Origin of the sequence: Mesorhizobium sp. B2-4-17, from assembly GCF_006441275.1 — a bacterium.
GTDB lineage: Bacteria > Pseudomonadota > Alphaproteobacteria > Rhizobiales > Rhizobiaceae > Mesorhizobium.
The window spans coordinates 36,113-52,645 of sequence record NZ_VFUX01000032.1 but is presented as its reverse complement, the minus strand read 5'-3'; the positions used below and the strand labels follow the sequence as shown (position 1 = coordinate 52,645).

Genomic DNA, 16,533 nt, shown 5'->3' with positions numbered 1-16,533 from the left:
TCAGCTCTTGACCGCCATCATCATCATCGAGTGGAACGCCTTGACGATGGCCGTGTTGAGCTCGAAGGAGCGGCGCACTTCGCCGGCCTTGAGAAGCTGGTCTTCAAGCACGACGCTGTTCTTGGACGGCATGACCACGCCGTCGTCTTCCTGCGGCTTGATGGTGAAGCCGGCATTGGTCGCGGCGTTGCCGAGATGGCCGGCCTCGGTGGCCTGCAGCGACACCGCCGTGCGGTCGAGCACCTTTTCGAACGGCTCGACATCGTTTGCCATGTAGCCTGGCGTGTTGGCGTTGGCGATGTTGCCGGCGATCGCCGACTGACGCACGGAAAGCCACTGCGCTTGCTTGGCGGCGAGATCGAAAAGGGAAACGGGCTCCATGGGAATCTCCGGGCATGTGCCCAAAGACTAGGCCGTCAGTCTTGCGCGGACCTTGCGGACGGCCGCCAGAAAGGTGTGAAGCGGTTTTCGCACGACATCATGCCCCGTTTCTTGATCGGAGCCGGATGGGCAGAACCACGGCGGCCTATCTGGAAAGCTCGATCACCTGGTTGGTGCTGGTGAGCATGACCCATTTGCCGTTGCGCTGCTCGATCGAGGACACCTTGCTGGAATCGGGCAGGGTCGAGCCACGCTGGACGATCCACAGGCCAGTGTCGTCCTCGATCATGGCGCGACCATTGGCGACATGGACCATGCGGAATTTCGCCACGTCGGCCGGAAAGGGCTGCTCGCCGGGCGCCCGGGCCGGCGTGGCGTCGTCCTGCACCGTTCCGGTGGCAAGCAGGTCGATATCGGCGTTGGGAACGTCCTTGGCCGTCAGTGGTGCACTGCGCTGGGCGACCACGCCGCCGCCTTCGCGCCCTGGATTGGTGCCGGTTCCGCCAAACTTGATCGCCTGGACGCCGAACTGTTCCTGGTTGAAGAAGATGTACCAGGGAAACAGCGCGCAGATCAGGCCAAGCGTGATGCCGAGCGCGGCGATGACGAAGTCGCTGCGCCGGTCCGCCTTCCTGCCCAGCTTGGGAAATTGCGGTTTTGGAGGCTGCGGCCATTCGGTGACCGGGAACAGGCCGTCGATGAGCGAGTCCCGGCTGGCCTGCGTCAGGTCGGCGGTCTCGGCCCGGGAGGTCCTGGGCAAGGGCGGCTTGGCAGCCCTTGCCAGAACGGCCTCGGCTTTGGCGCGGTCGGCCTCTGTTTTGACGGCTCTGGCTTCTTCAGCCCTGGCTTGCTCGGCGGCGTTCGCCTCGGCGATCATCTCGCGCAGGAGGCGCTCGGCGTACTGGCCTTCAGTCTCCTGGTTCGGCATTCTGCTTTCCCTTGAGATGGCGGGCGAGATCGGAGAACGGATCGGCCGACGGGCGGTCCCTGGGCGATTGCGTCAACGCCTCGTAGATCAGGGGTACCTGGCGCACGGCCATGTCGAGTTCGGCGTCAACGCCGCCCTGGTAGGCGCCGAGCAGGCGGATGTCGCGCGTGTCCTCGAAGCGGGAGATCATCGACTTCAGCCGTGCCACCAAAGCGCGCTGTTCGGCGCTCCAGGCCTTGCCCGCCAGTCGCGAAATGGACGACAGCGGGTTGACCGGCGGATAGCGGCCTTGCTCTGCGATCGCACGGTCGAGCACGACATGGCCGTCGAGGATGCCGCGTACGGAATCGGCGACCGGATCGTTGTGATCGTCGCCGTCGACCAGCACGGAAATGATGGCGGTGATCGAGCCTTTACCTTCCGCCCCCGGTCCAGCGCGCTCGAGCAGCTTGGGCAGTTCGGTGAAAACCGAGGCGGGATAGCCGCGCGCGACCGGCGGCTCGCCGGTTCCCGTCGCCACCTCGCGCAGTGCATGGGCGAAGCGGGTGATCGAATCCAGCACCAGAAGCACTCGGTGGCCCTGGTCGCGAAAGTGTTCCGCGACGCGCATGGCGGTGTCGGGCGCACGCCGGCGCATCATGGCACTCTCGTCGCTGGTGGCGACGACGGCCACGGTCTTGGCCATGCTGTCGCCGATCGTGTCCTCGAGGAATTCGCGCACCTCGCGGCCGCGTTCGCCGATCAGCGCCACGACGACGGTGTCGAACGCGTCGGCGCCGGCGAGCATGGCGAGCAGCGTCGACTTGCCGACGCCGGAACCCGCGAAGACGCCCATGCGCTGGCCGAAACACAGCGGCGTGAAGATGTCGATGACCTTGACGCCGGTCATGAAGGCGGTGCCGACGCGCTGCCGCGCCATGGCACCGGGCGTCGTGGCGCTGCCCGCAGTGTCGTCGCCCCTGATCAGCGGCGGACCGCCATCGATCGCCCGGGTGAGCGCATCGATGGCGCGGCCGCGCCATGAGCCGTGCGGCTGCACCGCGAGCGGCCCCCTGCGGAACACGGCATCGCCGATACCGGCATCGGCACTGCGTTCGAAGGGAGCAACGACAACCTCGTCGCGGCTGATCTTGACGATCTCGCCGCGGCGCGCGCCGGTCTGGCCGCGCTGTTCGACGATGTCACCCAGCCTGGCGAAATCGGAAAGGCCGCGCACTTTGTAATGCGTGGGCGTGACTTCGGTGACGAGACCGCCACGCTTGACCAGTCCATCGGCGTTGCCGAAGCGCCGCCATATTCTCTCCAACGCGGCAAGCCGATCCTGCGGCGCCGGCTGGAACTGTCTTTCGGGTGCGCGGATCGATGGCTGGCCTGACGACATGCTACGACTTCGAGCCGAGTGTCTTGATCGCCTCGTCGGTGGAGGAATCTGTCTGCCGCATCAGCGCGGCGGTGTTCTCGAAGGCACGCTGGACCATGATCAGCCGGGTCATCTCCAGCACCGGATTGACGTTGGATTCCTCGACGAAACCCTGCGCGACGCCGACGTCGGAGCGGTCGGTGACCGGCTCGGGCGTGCGCGCCGGCACGATGCCTGAATTGCCGTAGCGTACGAAGTTCTCGCCGGGGTCGAAATTGTAGAGGCCGATCGAGCCGACAAGCTGGTCGTTCTGGCGCAGCGACCCGTCGGCGCCGGCCTTGGGCGGACCGTTGCGGGGATCGAGCTGGATCGGCGCGCCGCCTGCGTCGAGCACCGGGTGGCCTTCGATCGACATCAGCTCGCCATTCTCGTTCATCGAGAAGCGGCCGTCGCGGGTCATGACGGTGCCGGCCGGCGTATCGATGGCGAACCAGGCATCGCCCTGGATCGCGAAATCGAACGGATTGCCGGTCTCGGTCAAGGAGCCATGGGCGCCTGAAAGATAGGTCTTGCCCGACGAGGCGAAGGACACCGATTTCTGGCCGGTGCCCGACACCACGTCCTCGAATTTCACACCGGTGGCACGAAAGCCGACGGTCCCGGCATTGGCGACATTGTCGGCTATCGTGTCGAGCCGGCGCTCGAGCGCCATCTGCGAAGAAAGGGCGACGTAGAGACTGTCCCGCATGATCAGAACTTCAGTTTCTGCATGGCCATCATCAGGTCGGTGGAGATGCCAGCCGTGACCGGCTGTGCAAACAACACGCTGACCGACGTCACGGCCGGCGAGGTCGGGTTGTTGATCTCGTACATGCTGGTGAAGCGGGTCAGGAACTTGCCGAGTTTCTCGGGGTCGGAGAAATCCGAGATGCTGAGCTTCTGTTCGAAGAGCTGCGCCTGCTTGTCGATATCGGCGGCGGCGAAGGAATCGGGCAGCCCGAGCGCGGTGCGCACCACGCTCGCAAGCGCCGTGTCGGCCAGCACGTCGTACCAGCTGGTGATGGTGGGCGCCTTGCGCTGGAAATAGAGCGCCAGCCGCACGCCTTGATTGGTCTGGCCGGCATCCTCCTCCAGCGTCTGGCGCATGTATTTGTCGACGGTCGGCTGCTGCGCCGGATTGATGGTGGTGGCGTTTTCGCCGTACTGTTCGAAGTTGAAGGCCGAGGCCAATGCCGCGTAAACCGGGTTCGTCTGCTTGTTGGCGACGCTGTTGGGGTCGCGCACGCCACCCTGCAGAACCTGCTTGATAAGGTCCTTGTCCTCCGTCGCCGAATCGAGGCCGAACGCGGCCAGCGCGTAGGTGTAGAGCCGGCTGTTCGACATCAAATCGTCGACCGACTTCACCTTGGTGATGTTGGCGAGATAGTAGGTCGTCTCGCCTTTCACATAGTCCGAATTCGGGTCGAGACCGGCGATTTGCGCCTGTATGGCGTAGTTCTTCGTCACCAGCTGCTGCGCCTTGTTGTAGATGGTCGCATCGGCGCCATTGGCGGCGAAGTTGAAGGCGCTGACGAACTCGGCGTAGCGCTTGTCGGTCAGCTTGTTGGCGAAACTGTCGGGGTCGGAAACGCCTTCCTTGAGCGCCTTGACCATGAAGGCCTTGGCGTAGTCCATGTCCTCCAGTCCGTAGGCCTTCATGGCATATTTGAACAGCCGGTCATTGTTGACGAAATCGTCGATCGATTTCACCTTGGTGATGTTGGCGAGATAATATTGCGTATCGCGGTCAACCGTCGGCTGTTGCTCGATGCGGGCGATGGATTTGCCGATGTCCTTGGTGATCAACTGGTAGCTGGTAAAGGTATTGAGCAACGTCATGCCTCCGGCCGAAGCTTAATATCGCGACAATAATCTCGCTTCCTTGCGCGAAACTGAATCGGTCCGGCCGTTCGGATTCAAGCCTCACACAAGGCACGGGGACTATCCCTTGCGCTGACGTGAAATGCGGAAGGACCTGCCGTGGGCATTCTGATTGGACTGGTGGTGACGCTCGGCTGCGTCCTTGGCGGCTTCATGGCCATGGGCGGACATCTGCACGTGCTGGTCCAGCCATGGGAAGCGGTGGTCATCTGCGGCGCTGCCTTGGGCACCTTCCTGGTCGCCAACCCGATGAAGACGGTCAAGGATACCGGCAAGGGCATCCTCGAAGCCTTCAAGCAGGCCGTGCCGAAGGAACAGGATTACCTGGAGACGCTCGGCGTGCTGCACAGCCTGATGCGCGAATTGCGCTCGAAATCGCGCAGCGAGGTCGAGGCGCATATCGACAATCCGGAAGAATCGGCGATCTTCCAGGCCTTTCCGACCGTGCTCAAGAACCATGACCTGATGAATTTCATCTGCGACTACTGCCGCATCATCATCATCGGCAATGCCCGCTCGCATGAGATCGAGGCGCTGATGGACGAGGAAATCCAGACCATCAAGTCCGACAAGATGAAGGCCTATCATGCGCTGGTCGCGGTCGGCGACGGCCTGCCGGCGCTCGGCATCGTCGCCGCAGTGCTCGGCGTGGTCAAGGCGATGGGTGCCCTTGATCAATCGCCGGAAATCCTCGGCGGCCTGATCGGTGCCGCCCTGGTCGGCACCTTCCTCGGCATCTTCCTGTCCTATGCCGTGGTGGGGCCTGTCGCCACCAAGATCAAGACGGTGCGCGAGAAGAAGAACCGCCTCTACATCATCGTCAAGCAGACGCTGCTCGCCTACATGAACGGCGCGCTGCCGCAGGTGGCGATCGAGTTCGGCCGCAAGACCATCTCGTCCTATGAGCGGCCGACCATCGACGCGGTCGAACAGAGCACGATGGCCACCGGCGCCGCCGAGAAGAAAGCCGCTTGAGCAATGCACGACAGATCGGTGCCGATACGGTCATGACCAGCCCAGGCAGCCCCGTGCAAGCGCGCTCGCTGATCATCGAGCGTCTGGTCGGCGATAGCGGCGAGGCCGATCAGGTGATCGATGCCGGCCGCGCCATGGCCGAACGCGCCGTACCGCTCTTGCAAAAGGGCCTCTCGGGCGAACTCGGCATTCCGGTGATCGTCGACCTCAGGGCCGTCGAGGTCAGTCGCGTCCCGGAGGCGCGCTCACGCGCCGGCGAAAACTTCGCCATGACCGTCGTCGGATCGCCTGCATCCTCGGACGCGATGACGCTCGTCATCGATGCTCCCGCGATCGCGATCATGGTGTCCATGCTGTTTGGCGGCGATCCGGATATGCCGGCATCGTCGATCGAGCGCGACCTGTCGCCGATCGAGGCCGATGTCTCGACCATGGTGTTCCAGGAGGTGGCGCAGGCGCTGAACGGTTCGGGGCGGCGTTCGCTCGACCTGCGGCTGCCCGCGCCGCGTGCCATGTCCGGTATCGAGGCCAGAAAGCATGTGCTGCGCGACGGCGCCGCGATCCGCATCGTCCTTGGCATTTCGACGCCAGTCGACAGCGGCTCCATCACGGTGACGATGCCGCAGCGCGTCGTGCTGGTCGGCCGCGACGGCACCGCCCCCGTCGCCGAGGACGATCACGGCGGCAGTTGGCGTGCACGCTTTTCGGAAGAGGTGATGCGCTCGACAGTGGCGCTGGAAGCCACCATGCCGCTGGCGCGGCTGACGCTTGGCGACCTCGCCGGTCTCGAAAAGGGGCAGGTCATCGACTTCGACGAGACAGCGCAGTCACGGGCCCGCCTCAGCGCGCGCGGCAAGACGCTGTTCGTATGCGAGTTCGGCAAACTGGGGCAGAATTACACCGTCCGAATCACGCATCCCTTCGATGCCGGGCAGGATTTCATCGATGGGCTCATGCCGGCTGGTGCCGGGCGCGCCTGAGCTTTTGGAGACGACGCATGCGCAAGACTAAGGTAGAAGCAGAGCTCGACCAGCCGGACGAGCAGCTCGACCGCGCCATCGAGGAATTGCGCGGGGTCCTGCACGAAGAAGAGCAGCGTCCCGATGCGGCGTTCAGGGCCGCCGCGGGAGCCAATTCGAGCGTCATCATGAACATCCCCGTCGATGTCCAGATCATCCTTGGCAGCACTGAAATGGCTGTAGCCGATCTGATGGCCTTGCAGAAGGGCTCCACGGTCGCGCTCAACCGCCGCATCGGCGAACCCGTCGACGTCGTCGTCAACGGCCGCAAGATCGCGCGCGGCGAAATCACGGTGCTCGAAAGCGATCCCTCGCGCTTCGGCATCAGGCTGACCGAAATCATCGCCGGCACGAAGGGCGCCTAGACGTGGATCGCGGCACTTGCCGGTTGCGGCTGAGGCGAGGGGCAGCATGACGCCGCTGACCACGCTCACGCGCGCGCAGAAGGCGGCCGCCATATTGGTGGCGATGGGCAAGCCATCCGCCAGCCGCCTGCTGAAATTCTTCAAGCAGGAAGAGCTGAAGGCGCTGATCGAGGGCGCCCGGCTGCTCAGGACCATTCCGCAGAGCGATCTCGAGCGCATTGTCGCCGAGTTCGAGGCGGAGTTCACGGAAGGCGCGGGACTGCTCGATTCCGCCGACAGGATGGACACCATCCTCAACGAGTCGCTGTCGCCCGAAGAGATGAGCGCCATCATGGGCAACAAGAAACCGGAGGCGGCACCCGAAGGGCCGCCGCCGATCTGGCCCGATCTCGAAAAACTCGAACCTTCGCGGCTGGGCACCTTCCTGGCCGGCGAACATCCGCAGACGGCGGCCATGGTGCTGTCGAAGCTGGCGCCGCAAGCGGCCGCAGGCGTGCTTTTGACGCTGACGAAGCCGATGCGCGGCGAAATCATCAAGCGCATGGTGACCATGGCCAATGTTCCGCCCGCCGCCACCAGGATCGTCGAGAACCGGCTGCGCGCCGGCGTGCTGTCGGACACCTCGACCAAGGACACTTCGGCAGGGCAGGCGCGCGTCGCCAGCGTGCTCAATGAGCTGGAAAAGCCGCAGCTCGAGGAGGTCATGCAGGATCTGGAGGCCGCCGGCACGCCCGATCTCGACGGTGTGCGGGCACGGCTTTTCGCTTTCGACGACCTGCCGCTGCTGACCCAGAAAGCGCGTGTGCTTTTGTTCGACGGATTGTCGACCGAGCTTGTCACGCTGGCGCTGCGCGGAACCTCGGCGGCGCTCGCCGAAGCGGTGCTGTCGGCGATCGGCGCGCGGTCGCGGCGCATGATCGAAGCCGAGCTCGGACAGGGTTCGGACGGCGTCCCTGCCGCCGACATCATGGCGGCGCGCAAGACCATCGTGACGACCACCATCCGGCTGTCGCGCGAAGGTGCGTTCGAACTTCCCTCGACGCAGAACGCCGCGTAAGGCATGTCCGACGCCACCGACAAGGACTCGAAAACCGAAGAGGCGACGGAAAAGAAGATCCGCGACACGATCGAACAGGGCAAGCTGCCCCATTCGCGGGAAACCGCGCTCCTCGCCTCTTACGTCGCGATACTGGTGTTCACCGTCTTCTATGCCAAGGACGCGGTCATCAATCTCGGCATGTTTCTGTCGATGTTCCTTGAGAAGCCCGAGGCCTGGCCGATGGACACCGAGACCGACATCATCGCGCTCTACAAGATCGTCTTGCTGGAAGTGGGCCGCGCCCTCGTCAGCCTTCTGGTGCTTTTGACCGTCGCCGGCATCGGCGCCTCGGTGCTCCAGAACATGCCGCAATTCGTCGGCGAGCGGATCAGGCCGCAGATGTCGCGCATCTCGATCGTCAAGGGCTGGAACCGGATGTTCGGCGCCCAGGGCTGGGTCGAGTTCCTGAAATCCCTCGCCAAGGTGGGCTTCGCCATCGCGGTGCTCGTCTTCACGCTGTCGGAGGATCACCGCAAACTGCTCGACGGGATGATCACCAATCCCATCGCCTTCGGTCTCGTCATCCGCGGCATCGCGGTCGACATCCTGGTTGCGATCGTCTTCGTCATGGGTCTGATCGCGGCGATCGACCTCGTCTGGTCGCGCTTCCATTGGAAACAGGACCTGCGCATGAGCAAGCAGGAGGTCAAGGACGAATTCAAACAGTCCGAGGGCGATCCGATCGTAAAGTCGCGGCTGCGCTCACTGGCGCGCGACCGGGCGCGCAAGCGGATGATGACGGCGGTGCCGCGCGCGACGCTGATCATCGCCAATCCGACACACTATTCGATCGCGCTGAAATATGTGCGCGACGAGGATTCGGCGCCGCTTGTGGTGGCCAAGGGGCAGGATCTGGTGGCTCTGAAAATCCGCGAGATCGCAAGGGAAAACAACATCCCGATCTTCGAGGACGTAGCGCTCGCCCGCTCCATGTACAAGCAAGTTTCGGTCGATAATGTGATCCCGTCGCAATTCTACCAGGCCGTCGCCGAACTGGTGCGGATCGTCTACTCGAAAAAGGCTGAGCGCAGACAGATTTCATGAACCGCCAACCGCACGCAAAATCCCGCGAGATCATCGTCGCCAACGCTATCGAGCAAGTCGTGGCCGAGTTGCGCCTGATCGATGTCGCCGACTATATCGCCTTCATCCGGCTGGAGCACTTCGCCTGCCTGTCGGATCTGGTCGATTCAGCAGCGGAGTTGTTCTTCAATCCGCGCACGCTCAGGCTAGGCCATGGCGGCGAGGCGCATGTCGACTGGAGCGGCAGCCCGCGCATCGTGCTCGATCTGGAACTCAGGCCACCGGGGGTAACCGTCTATTTCCAGCTGACGCTGAGCGAGACCGGCAACTCGGTCGCGGTCAACTACGTGTCGTTCGAAAAACCTGGCGAGGACCCCGAGCACAATACGGCGCTGCTGGAGGCTGTGATCGAACAGGCCCGTATCCGCAGGGTCGAGCCGCTGGCCTTCTGAACCGGCTCTATCAGACAGCAAACGCTATTCGATCAGGCCAAGCCGCAGTGCCTTGGCGACGGCCTGATTGCGGTTGACGGCGTTGAGCTTCTGGGTTGACTGGGTCAGATACTGGTTGGCGGTGTGCACCGACAGTTTCAGGAGCCGCGCGATCTCCTCGCTGGTATTGCCGTTGGCGGTCAGCTTCAGGCATTCGAGTTCGCGCTTGGAGATGGCGCGCATCCTGCCGGCGGCGCCCGGGCGAATGCGGGCAACGGCTGCGAACAGCGAGAAGCAGCGGGCGTGGATATCGTAGAGCGTATCCTGCGTCATCGCGATCTCCGATCCCAGGAAGACGACGAGGCCGCATTGGCCGCGATCGGCGTGGACGGGGAACGCGATGCCGCTTGTGCCGGGCGTCAGCGGCGCCATTTGTCCGGTCCAGGCGAAATTGCCGAACATGTCGGCCATCGCCGCGACACCGTCATCCGACCACCAGCGCGGTTCCGTCGAGAGGCGGGTGTGGCGCACGATCTCCTCGCCATTGGCCCCTGAAATGAACTTCGTAGCCACCGCGATGCCGGGATAGTCGGAATCAAAACAAGGGACCAACCGCGCCCGTTCCGGCGACGGGCTGACGAAGAACAGGCCGAAGGCCGAGGCGTTGATGTCGACTGATATCCAGCGGCAGCGGCGCACGGCATCGGGAATGGTGACGGCGTGATGCGTTTCGGAGCCGAGCGTGAAGGCGCCGAACGGGCTGTGCTGCTCGTTGAAAAGGGCTTCAGCGGCATCCTTGATGTCGGCGTGTTTCAAATGATGCCACTCCTGATCGCCGTGGCGATGGCCATCGCACGGTTGCTGGCCGCGAATTTCTGGATGGCATGGGTGATGTAGCTGTTGACGGTGTTGGAGGAGACGCCAAGGATGACGGCCACCTCGTCGGTGGTCTTGCCTTCCGAGACCCAGAAGAGGCATTCGCGCTCGCGGTCCGACAGGGGATCCTGCATCGCCGCGGCGGCGATCAGTTGCGGAATATGCGAGAGCGCATAGCAGCATTTCAGCTGCGCCTTCATCAGCGCCGGCTCGTCGATCTGGCCGACCGTCGCCGCCGAGAACAAGGCGAACAGGCGCTGGCGGCCGACATTCAGCCGCAGCGAATAGATCTCGGCATGGCCGAGCACGTCGAGAAGGCGGGCCTCTTCGCCGGAGACCAGTCCGTCGGCATCCGGCGCTTTGGCCGCCACCAGCGGCTTCGGACGGAAACCGGGCGCGACGGTGAGGGCACCCTGGGCGAGGCTGGCGATCAGCCGCTTGCCGATCAGCTCGATGGCATCGAAGATCCAGTTCGAAGAGACGATGCGCGCATCGTTGCGGTCCTGGTCGTGGACGATGGCGACCAGCATGTAGCTGTCGGCGCCGATCTCGGCGGTCAGCTCCATGAAGAAACTGGTGAGATCACCGCGCGACGTCAGGCGCGAGCCCAATGTGTCGGATTGAAGAGGCGCGGCGGGACTGCTCATCTGTTGCTTTTGGCCGGAATCGATTCTGATGTCCGGATGCTGGAGAGCCAGCCGCCGAACCCTAAAGCGCGTTACTTTTACGAGGCACACGAGGCGCGGGGCCGCGCCCAACCAGACGGAATCCATTCAGGGAACGCGAAGCCGTCCGCGTCTGGCGCCGGAAAATTCCGGAACTTGAGACTTTGGGTGGTCGCCGCGCCCCCCGAGGACCGGCTGATTCGGGTCTAATCTACCCGCAGATGAATCCGACATCAAACGCGATTTGACAAAATCGAATCCGGCGGACTCTGCCTGCGACTCAGGGGGGATTTTCCCGGCTCTCAATGTGCGAAAATCGCCGGAACCGTGCAAGCCGGCCATATCGGCGGCGGCTCCGTTGCGATAAATTCGCGACTGTCGAAGGGGAGGGCACCCTCGACTGTCGCGCGTGCAATCGGCAGGACGGATATGGTTATCCGTGACGGTTCCGTTCGGCTCCTGGCGAGGTTTGTTTCGGGGGAAACGATGAGCGATTCATTTCGGGAAGTTACATCCGTCTCGTGGTTCGGGCGGATCAAGCGCGCGGTCGGCGGGGTCATCGTCGGCCTGCTGCTGATCGTGCTGATGGTGGTCGGGTTGTTCTGGAACGAGGGCCGCGCGGTGCAGACGGCGCGCTCGCTGGCCGAAGGCGCCGGCGCCGTCGTCTCGGTGAACGCCGACAGCGTCGATGCCGGTAATGACGGCAAGCTTGTGCATGTCAGTGGTCCGGTGACCGCGGACGGCGGTCTGGCGGACCCGGATTTCGGCATTGCCGCGCAGGGGCTACGCCTGTCGCGCACCGTCCAGATGTATCAGTGGAAGGAACAGTCCAAATCCGAGACCACCAAGAAGCTTGGCGGTGGCGAGGAGACGCAAACCACCTACAGCTATTCGCGGGTGTGGGACCACAGCCAGATCGATTCGTCGGATTTCAAGAAGCCGGACGGCCACCAGAATCCGCCGATGGCGATCCACAGCCGCGCCTTCCAGATTCCACAGGGCAAGCTCGTCGCCTTCGATCTGGACAAGCCGGTGCTCGATCGTATCGAAGGTGACAAGGACTATTCGCTGTCGGCCAATCAGGCGGCGGCGATCAAGGCCGCCTATACCGGGACGAAGCCGCTCAGCATCGTCGATGGCAAGATCTATCTCGGCAGCGACAACACATCGCCAGCGCTGGGCGATTACCGCATCGGCTATCAATTGGCGTCGCTTGGCGCGGTCAGCATCGTGGCGCGTCAGGCCGGCAGCCGGTTCGAGCCGTACCAGACGCAGGCGGGCGATGCGTTGCTGATGGTCGACACCGGGACGGTGCCGGCCGACAAGATGTTCGCCGAAGCGGTCAGCGTCAACACGCTGATCACCTGGCTGCTGCGTGGTGCCGGCCTGCTGCTGCTGACCATCGGCTTTGCCCTGTTCTTCGGCCCGATCGGCGTGATCCTCGACGTCATTCCGTTCCTCGGCAGCATGGCGCGGATGGGAACCGGTATCATCGCCTTCTTCCTGGCGATCCTGGTCGGCGCGACGACGATCGCGATCGCCTGGTTCTGGTACCGGCCGCTTCTGGCGGCGGGCATCCTGGCCGCCGGCGTCATCGCGGCGGCGGCGGTCTATTATCTCGGACGGTCGCGCAAGGCGGCCGCGCAGATGGCGAAGCCGAGCGCCGGCATCGCAATGTAGCTCGCGAAAAAAGGGCGGACCCACCGCCCTTTCCTGCCTCACCCGTCATTGTCAGCCGATCAGCCGGCAGGCTTACCGGTCCTCGAAGCCGGTCAGCACGCCGACGGCGTTGATTCCGATCTCCTCGACCGCATAGCCGCCTTCCATGACGAACAGCGTCGGCAGGCCGAGTTTGGCGATGCGCTGGCCGATCTTGGGATAGTCGGCGGATGTCAGCTTGAACTGGCTGATCGGGTCCTTCTCGAACGTGTCGACGCCGAGCGAGACGACGACGACATCCGGCGCATGGGCGGCAAGCCTGGCGCAGGCGTCCTCCAGCGATGCGTTCCAGGCGTCCCAGCCGGTGCCGAAGGGCATGGGATAGTTGATGTTGAAGCCTTCGCCCGCGCCTGCGCCGCGTTCGTCGGCATGGCCGAGGAAGAACGGATATTCGACCATCGGATCGCCATGCAGGTTGAGAACCTGCACGTCAGCCCGGTCATAGAAGATCTCCTGGGTGCCGTTGCCATGGTGGTAGTCGACGTCGAGGATGGAGACGCGCTTGGCGCCCTGATCAAGGAACCATTGCGCGGCGACGGCGGCGTTGTTGATGTAGCAGTAGCCGCCCATGAAGCCGGCGCCGGCATGGTGACCGGGCGGGCGGCAAAGCGCGAAGGCCGACCTCTCGCCGTCCTTGACCAGACCGGCGGCGGTCAACGCCACGTCGTAGGAGGATTTGATCGCGGCCCAGGTCCCCGCGACGAAGGTGGCGCCGCCGTCGAAGGAATAGTAGCCGAGCAGGGCGTCGATGCGCTTTGGCGGCACGTCGCCGCGCAGGCCGCGCGTCGGCCATGTGAAGGGCATGGCGGTGCCTGTGTGGCCCTCAGCCGTCCATTGCGGCCAGACCGTTGGCAGGAAATCGATGTAGTCGGCCCTGTGGACGCGCTTGGCGGCGGCAAGATCGTGCTCGACTGGCGCGATGATCGGGCCGAGTTTCTCGCTTTCGACCCGCGCCTTGATGAACTCGGCACGCGAAGGCTTTTCGAAACCCGGCACGATGGCTGAGGTGACTAGTTCCATCTGGCCAGCGTGGCCGGCATGAAGCGGCGAATAGATAGTCTTCATAAAATTCCTCTCGAAGTGCGAAATTCAGTCAAGGTTGAGATAGGGGTTCACCAAAGCGAGCCACATGGTTTCCACATCGTCCTCGATGAGGTCGAATGTCCGGCGATCCTTTTTCAGCCCGACGAGCCGGCAGACGTGCCCGACCTCCATCATCACCACGCCGAGCCGGCTGGCGATCTTGCCTTCGAGAGCCGGGTTCACATGCTGCAGCCATGCGGCGTAGAGGGCGATGATCTGGTCGTCATATTCGTTCTGGATCGGCCTGAGGTCGGCATTGCCCGAGATCGCCTCGATCACTGGCATCAGGGTGGCGTTGTCGAGATAGAGCCTGGACGTGTCGGCGAAGAGCTTGCGCACTTCGCGCCGAAACTCTTCGCGGTTGGTGGGCGGGGGGACCTTGATGCGTTTCGCGATCACCTCGGGAAAAGAGGATAGCCAGCGCCGCGCGAGGTCCAGAAGAATGGCTTCCTTGTTGGGAAAGTATTGGTAGACCGAACCGACCGACAAGCCCGCGCGCTGCGCAATGGCGAGCGTCGTCGGCGTCTTGGTTCCTTGCTCCCGCGTCAAGATCAGCGCCGCGTCGAGAATCCGGTCGACCACCTTGCTAGACCGTTGTTGCCGCGGCTGCTTGCGTGGTTCGAGCGCTATCCTGGTTTTGCGGTCGAGACTGCGCTTCACTGCTTGATATCCCCGTTCCCCGCCCGGTCTCAACACAAGCGGAGCATGCTGTCCACAATACATTCCAAATTCCGCATGTTGACAAACGCGAATAATTAGTCGCATTCTTTTATCCACGCTGTCTTCAGGGATAACAAGGGGAATTTCGAGGACAGCGCGCTGGCATCATTCTTTGTCCCATGGCACCGCTCCAACGGAGCGGCAGGTGGTTGGACGCGGAGTTGCCGGTCTCAGTCAGTCGTCAAAAGCGCGGAGTCGCGATGTCTGTCACGGATGCGGGTCACAATGCGGATCTGATCGTCATCAATGGTCATGTGCTAACCATGGACGATGACAATCCCGCCGCCGAGGCTGTTGCCGTCAAGGACGGTGCCATAATCGCCATCGGTAGCCGCGCCTCCGTCGAAGAGTTCAAGGGACCGGGCACCAGGGTTGTCGACGCCAAGGGCGGTTCGGTGCTCCCGGGTTTCATCGAAGCCCATATGCATCTTTTCTCGGGTGCGGCCGAGATTGCCCATCTGCAGCTTTCGGGCGTCCACGGCTTCGAGGCGCTGCAAAAGGCGATCCGCGACTACGCATCGACACATCCCGACGCGAAAATGCTGGTCGGGCAGGGCGTCGACTATACCGTGCTCGGCGACGAGCGGGTGACGCGCCATCATCTCGACACTATCCTGCCGGACCGGCCCTTCGTCATGGCCGCGCCCGACCACCACACGATGTGGGCCAACACCAAGGCGCTGGACATGGCCGGCATTCTGCATGGACGCGCGCTTGGCCCGGGCAACGAGATCGTCATGGGCAAGGACGGCCTGGCCAATGGCGAATTGCGCGAGGGCGAAGCTTTCGGCCCGGTGCTCGACCTTGCCGGCGAAAGCCGCGTGAGGCTGGGGCTGGCGACCGGCGGCGAGCCGGACCCGATGCCGTCGGCGGAAGAGCGCGCCTTCGACCGTGACATGATGCGGCGAGGGCTTGCCTGGTGCGCGCGCCACGGCATCACCTCGATCCAGAACATGGACGGCAATCTCTACCAGCTCGAACTGCTGGCCGAGATCGAGGCCGAGGAAGGCTTGCCCTGCCGTGTGCAGATACCGTTCCACTACAAGAATTTCATGACGCTCGACATGCTCGACAAGGCATCCGAGATGGCCGAACGCTTCGACAGCGAGTGGCTGTCGTCGGGCATGGTCAAAGTGTTCTACGACGGGGTGCTGGATTCCTGGACGGCTGTCATGATCGAGCCTTATGCCGACCGTCCCGACTGGATCGGCGAGCCGCTGTTCACGCCGCAACAGTTTATTGACCTCGCCGCCGCCATCGACAAGCGCGGGCTGCAGATCGCGGTACATTCGATCGGCGATGGCGCGGTGCGTGCCGTGCTCGACGGCTACGAGGCGGCGCAAAAGGCCAATGGCAAGCGCGATAGCCGGCATCGCATCGAACACATCGAGGTCACCACCACATCGGACGTGCCGCGCTTCGCCGAACTCGGCGTCATCGCTTCCATGCAGCCGCCGCATCCGCCCGGCGCCATGGATTTCCCGCTGGAGCCGACCGTGTCGCGTATCGGCCCGGCTCGCTGGCCGCTGAGCTATGCCTGGCGTACCTTGAAGAACGCCGGCGCGCATGTCGTCTTCGCCTCGGACTGGCCGGTGTCGCCGGTCGACCCGATCCTGGGCATTCAGGCGGCAGTGCTGCGCAAACCATGGGCAGAAAGCGACCCGGACCAGAGCTTCTCGCTGCACGAAGCGCTCGCCGCCTACACGGTAGAAGGCGCCTATGCCGAATTCGCCGAGCATCGCAAGGGCATGCTCAAGCCCGGCTACATGGCGGATCTGGTCGTCCTGTCGGCCGATATCGAGAAGGCCGCGCCGGCAGACCTGCACAAGGTGCGGCCGGCAACGACGATCTGCGGCGGGAAGGTTACCTATCAAGCCTGACATTGGCATGGGGCCTGCCAAGCCAGAAATGACTGACTGAACTGTGATTCAATGCCGGGCTTGCCAACCTACCGGCCATGTGTTCACAT

17 protein-coding genes are annotated in these 16,533 nt (G+C 63.6%); 8 read left to right on the top strand and 9 right to left on the bottom strand.

The features are described from left to right. The 5 genes from flgB to FJ548_RS23510 all read right to left on the bottom strand — a co-directional run bounded on the left by flgB (position 1) and on the right by FJ548_RS23510 (position 4,541). Positions 1-381 (bottom strand): flagellar basal body rod protein FlgB, encoded by a 381-nt coding sequence (flgB, locus tag FJ548_RS23530; RefSeq protein WP_140690327.1) that lies wholly within the window; start codon positions 379-381, stop codon positions 1-3. 145 nt (positions 382-526) lie between these two features. Further along, entirely contained in the window at positions 527-1,309 is a 783-nt protein-coding gene (locus tag FJ548_RS23525) for a hypothetical protein (protein WP_140779081.1), read from the bottom strand. Further along, positions 1,290-2,690 carry a flagellar protein export ATPase FliI gene (gene fliI / locus FJ548_RS23520; RefSeq protein ID WP_140779080.1) on the bottom strand — a complete coding sequence of 467 codons (1,401 nt, stop codon included), beginning with the start codon at positions 2,688-2,690 and terminating at the stop codon, positions 1,290-1,292. The genes FJ548_RS23525 and fliI overlap by 20 nt, the downstream gene beginning before the upstream one ends. Position 2,691: 1 nt before the next feature. Next, positions 2,692-3,417, bottom strand: a complete 726-nt coding sequence (flgF, locus tag FJ548_RS23515) for a flagellar basal-body rod protein FlgF (protein WP_140607198.1) — start codon at positions 3,415-3,417, stop codon at positions 2,692-2,694. Positions 3,418-3,419: 2 nt separating this feature from the next. Further along, positions 3,420-4,541, bottom strand: a complete 1,122-nt coding sequence (locus tag FJ548_RS23510) for a DUF1217 domain-containing protein (RefSeq protein ID WP_140607280.1) — start codon at positions 4,539-4,541, stop codon at positions 3,420-3,422. A gap of 147 nt (positions 4,542-4,688) precedes the next feature. Between FJ548_RS23510 and motA the strand changes: the two genes are divergently transcribed. From motA to FJ548_RS23480, 6 genes are read left to right on the top strand one after another with little or no spacing between them, the layout of a single operon-like run. After that, a complete protein-coding gene (gene motA / locus FJ548_RS23505) occupies positions 4,689-5,564 on the top strand; it encodes a flagellar motor stator protein MotA (protein ID WP_140607197.1) in 876 nt (291 codons plus the stop codon). 32 nt (positions 5,565-5,596) lie between these two features. Continuing rightward, entirely contained in the window at positions 5,597-6,544 is a 948-nt protein-coding gene (locus FJ548_RS23500; protein ID WP_140607279.1) for a FliM/FliN family flagellar motor switch protein, read from the top strand. Positions 6,545-6,561: 17 nt separating this feature from the next. Further along, positions 6,562-6,948, top strand: coding sequence for a flagellar motor switch protein FliN (fliN, locus tag FJ548_RS23495; protein ID WP_140607196.1), 387 nt, complete (start codon positions 6,562-6,564; stop codon positions 6,946-6,948). Positions 6,949-6,994: 46 nt separating this feature from the next. Further along, complete coding sequence (locus FJ548_RS23490) at positions 6,995-8,005, top strand: flagellar motor switch protein FliG (protein ID WP_140607195.1); 1,011 nt, start codon at positions 6,995-6,997, stop codon at positions 8,003-8,005. Between the two features lie 3 nt (positions 8,006-8,008). Next, positions 8,009-9,091, top strand: a complete 1,083-nt coding sequence (gene flhB / locus FJ548_RS23485) for a flagellar biosynthesis protein FlhB (protein WP_140779079.1) — start codon at positions 8,009-8,011, stop codon at positions 9,089-9,091. After that, entirely contained in the window at positions 9,088-9,522 is a 435-nt protein-coding gene (locus FJ548_RS23480; RefSeq protein ID WP_140607193.1) for a hypothetical protein, read from the top strand. Before flhB ends, FJ548_RS23480 begins: the two co-directional genes overlap by 4 nt. Before the next feature lie 24 nt (positions 9,523-9,546). Here the strand turns inward: FJ548_RS23480 and FJ548_RS23475 are convergent, their stop codons facing one another. Both FJ548_RS23475 and FJ548_RS23470 read right to left on the bottom strand, forming a co-directional pair. Next, positions 9,547-10,317 (bottom strand): helix-turn-helix transcriptional regulator, encoded by a 771-nt coding sequence (locus FJ548_RS23475; RefSeq protein WP_140779078.1) that lies wholly within the window; start codon positions 10,315-10,317, stop codon positions 9,547-9,549. Further along, a complete protein-coding gene (locus tag FJ548_RS23470; RefSeq protein ID WP_140607191.1) occupies positions 10,314-11,024 on the bottom strand; it encodes a helix-turn-helix transcriptional regulator in 711 nt (236 codons plus the stop codon). Before FJ548_RS23470 ends, FJ548_RS23475 begins: the two co-directional genes overlap by 4 nt. Before the next feature lie 504 nt (positions 11,025-11,528). On the opposite strand from FJ548_RS23470, the gene FJ548_RS23465 reads away from it, so the two are divergent. Beyond that, on the top strand, positions 11,529-12,722 hold the full coding sequence (locus tag FJ548_RS23465; protein WP_246678744.1) for a TMEM43 family protein: 1,194 nt from the start codon (positions 11,529-11,531) through the stop codon (positions 12,720-12,722). Between the two features lie 72 nt (positions 12,723-12,794). Here FJ548_RS23465 and FJ548_RS23460 read toward each other — a convergent pair whose 3' ends face one another. Together FJ548_RS23460 and FJ548_RS23455 are read right to left on the bottom strand one after the other, a co-directional pair. Next, positions 12,795-13,826, bottom strand: coding sequence for a histone deacetylase family protein (locus tag FJ548_RS23460; protein ID WP_140779076.1), 1,032 nt, complete (start codon positions 13,824-13,826; stop codon positions 12,795-12,797). Positions 13,827-13,850: 24 nt separating this feature from the next. Next, positions 13,851-14,504 (bottom strand): TetR/AcrR family transcriptional regulator, encoded by a 654-nt coding sequence (locus FJ548_RS23455; RefSeq protein ID WP_140779075.1) that lies wholly within the window; start codon positions 14,502-14,504, stop codon positions 13,851-13,853. A gap of 260 nt (positions 14,505-14,764) precedes the next feature. Between FJ548_RS23455 and FJ548_RS23450 the strand changes: the two genes are divergently transcribed. Beyond that, a complete protein-coding gene (locus FJ548_RS23450; RefSeq protein WP_140779074.1) occupies positions 14,765-16,444 on the top strand; it encodes an amidohydrolase in 1,680 nt (559 codons plus the stop codon). The last annotated feature ends 89 nt before the right edge of the window (positions 16,445-16,533 follow it).

Coding starts and splice junctions, on each gene's coding strand:
- flgB (WP_140690327.1), bottom strand. CDS start 381: ATGGAGCCCGTTTCCCTTTTCGATCTCGCCGCCAAGCAAGCGCAGTGG.
- FJ548_RS23525 (WP_140779081.1), bottom strand. CDS start 1,309: ATGCCGAACCAGGAGACTGAAGGCCAGTACGCCGAGCGCCTCCTGCGC.
- fliI (WP_140779080.1), bottom strand. CDS start 2,690: ATGTCGTCAGGCCAGCCATCGATCCGCGCACCCGAAAGACAGTTCCAG.
- flgF (WP_140607198.1), bottom strand. CDS start 3,417: ATGCGGGACAGTCTCTACGTCGCCCTTTCTTCGCAGATGGCGCTCGAG.
- FJ548_RS23500 (WP_140607279.1), top strand. CDS start 5,597: ATGACCAGCCCAGGCAGCCCCGTGCAAGCGCGCTCGCTGATCATCGAG.
- fliN (WP_140607196.1), top strand. CDS start 6,562: ATGCGCAAGACTAAGGTAGAAGCAGAGCTCGACCAGCCGGACGAGCAG.
- FJ548_RS23490 (WP_140607195.1), top strand. CDS start 6,995: ATGACGCCGCTGACCACGCTCACGCGCGCGCAGAAGGCGGCCGCCATA.
- flhB (WP_140779079.1), top strand. CDS start 8,009: ATGTCCGACGCCACCGACAAGGACTCGAAAACCGAAGAGGCGACGGAA.
- FJ548_RS23480 (WP_140607193.1), top strand. CDS start 9,088: ATGAACCGCCAACCGCACGCAAAATCCCGCGAGATCATCGTCGCCAAC.
- FJ548_RS23470 (WP_140607191.1), bottom strand. CDS start 11,024: ATGAGCAGTCCCGCCGCGCCTCTTCAATCCGACACATTGGGCTCGCGC.
- FJ548_RS23465 (WP_246678744.1), top strand. CDS start 11,529: ATGAGCGATTCATTTCGGGAAGTTACATCCGTCTCGTGGTTCGGGCGG.
- FJ548_RS23460 (WP_140779076.1), bottom strand. CDS start 13,826: ATGAAGACTATCTATTCGCCGCTTCATGCCGGCCACGCTGGCCAGATG.
- FJ548_RS23450 (WP_140779074.1), top strand. CDS start 14,765: ATGTCTGTCACGGATGCGGGTCACAATGCGGATCTGATCGTCATCAAT.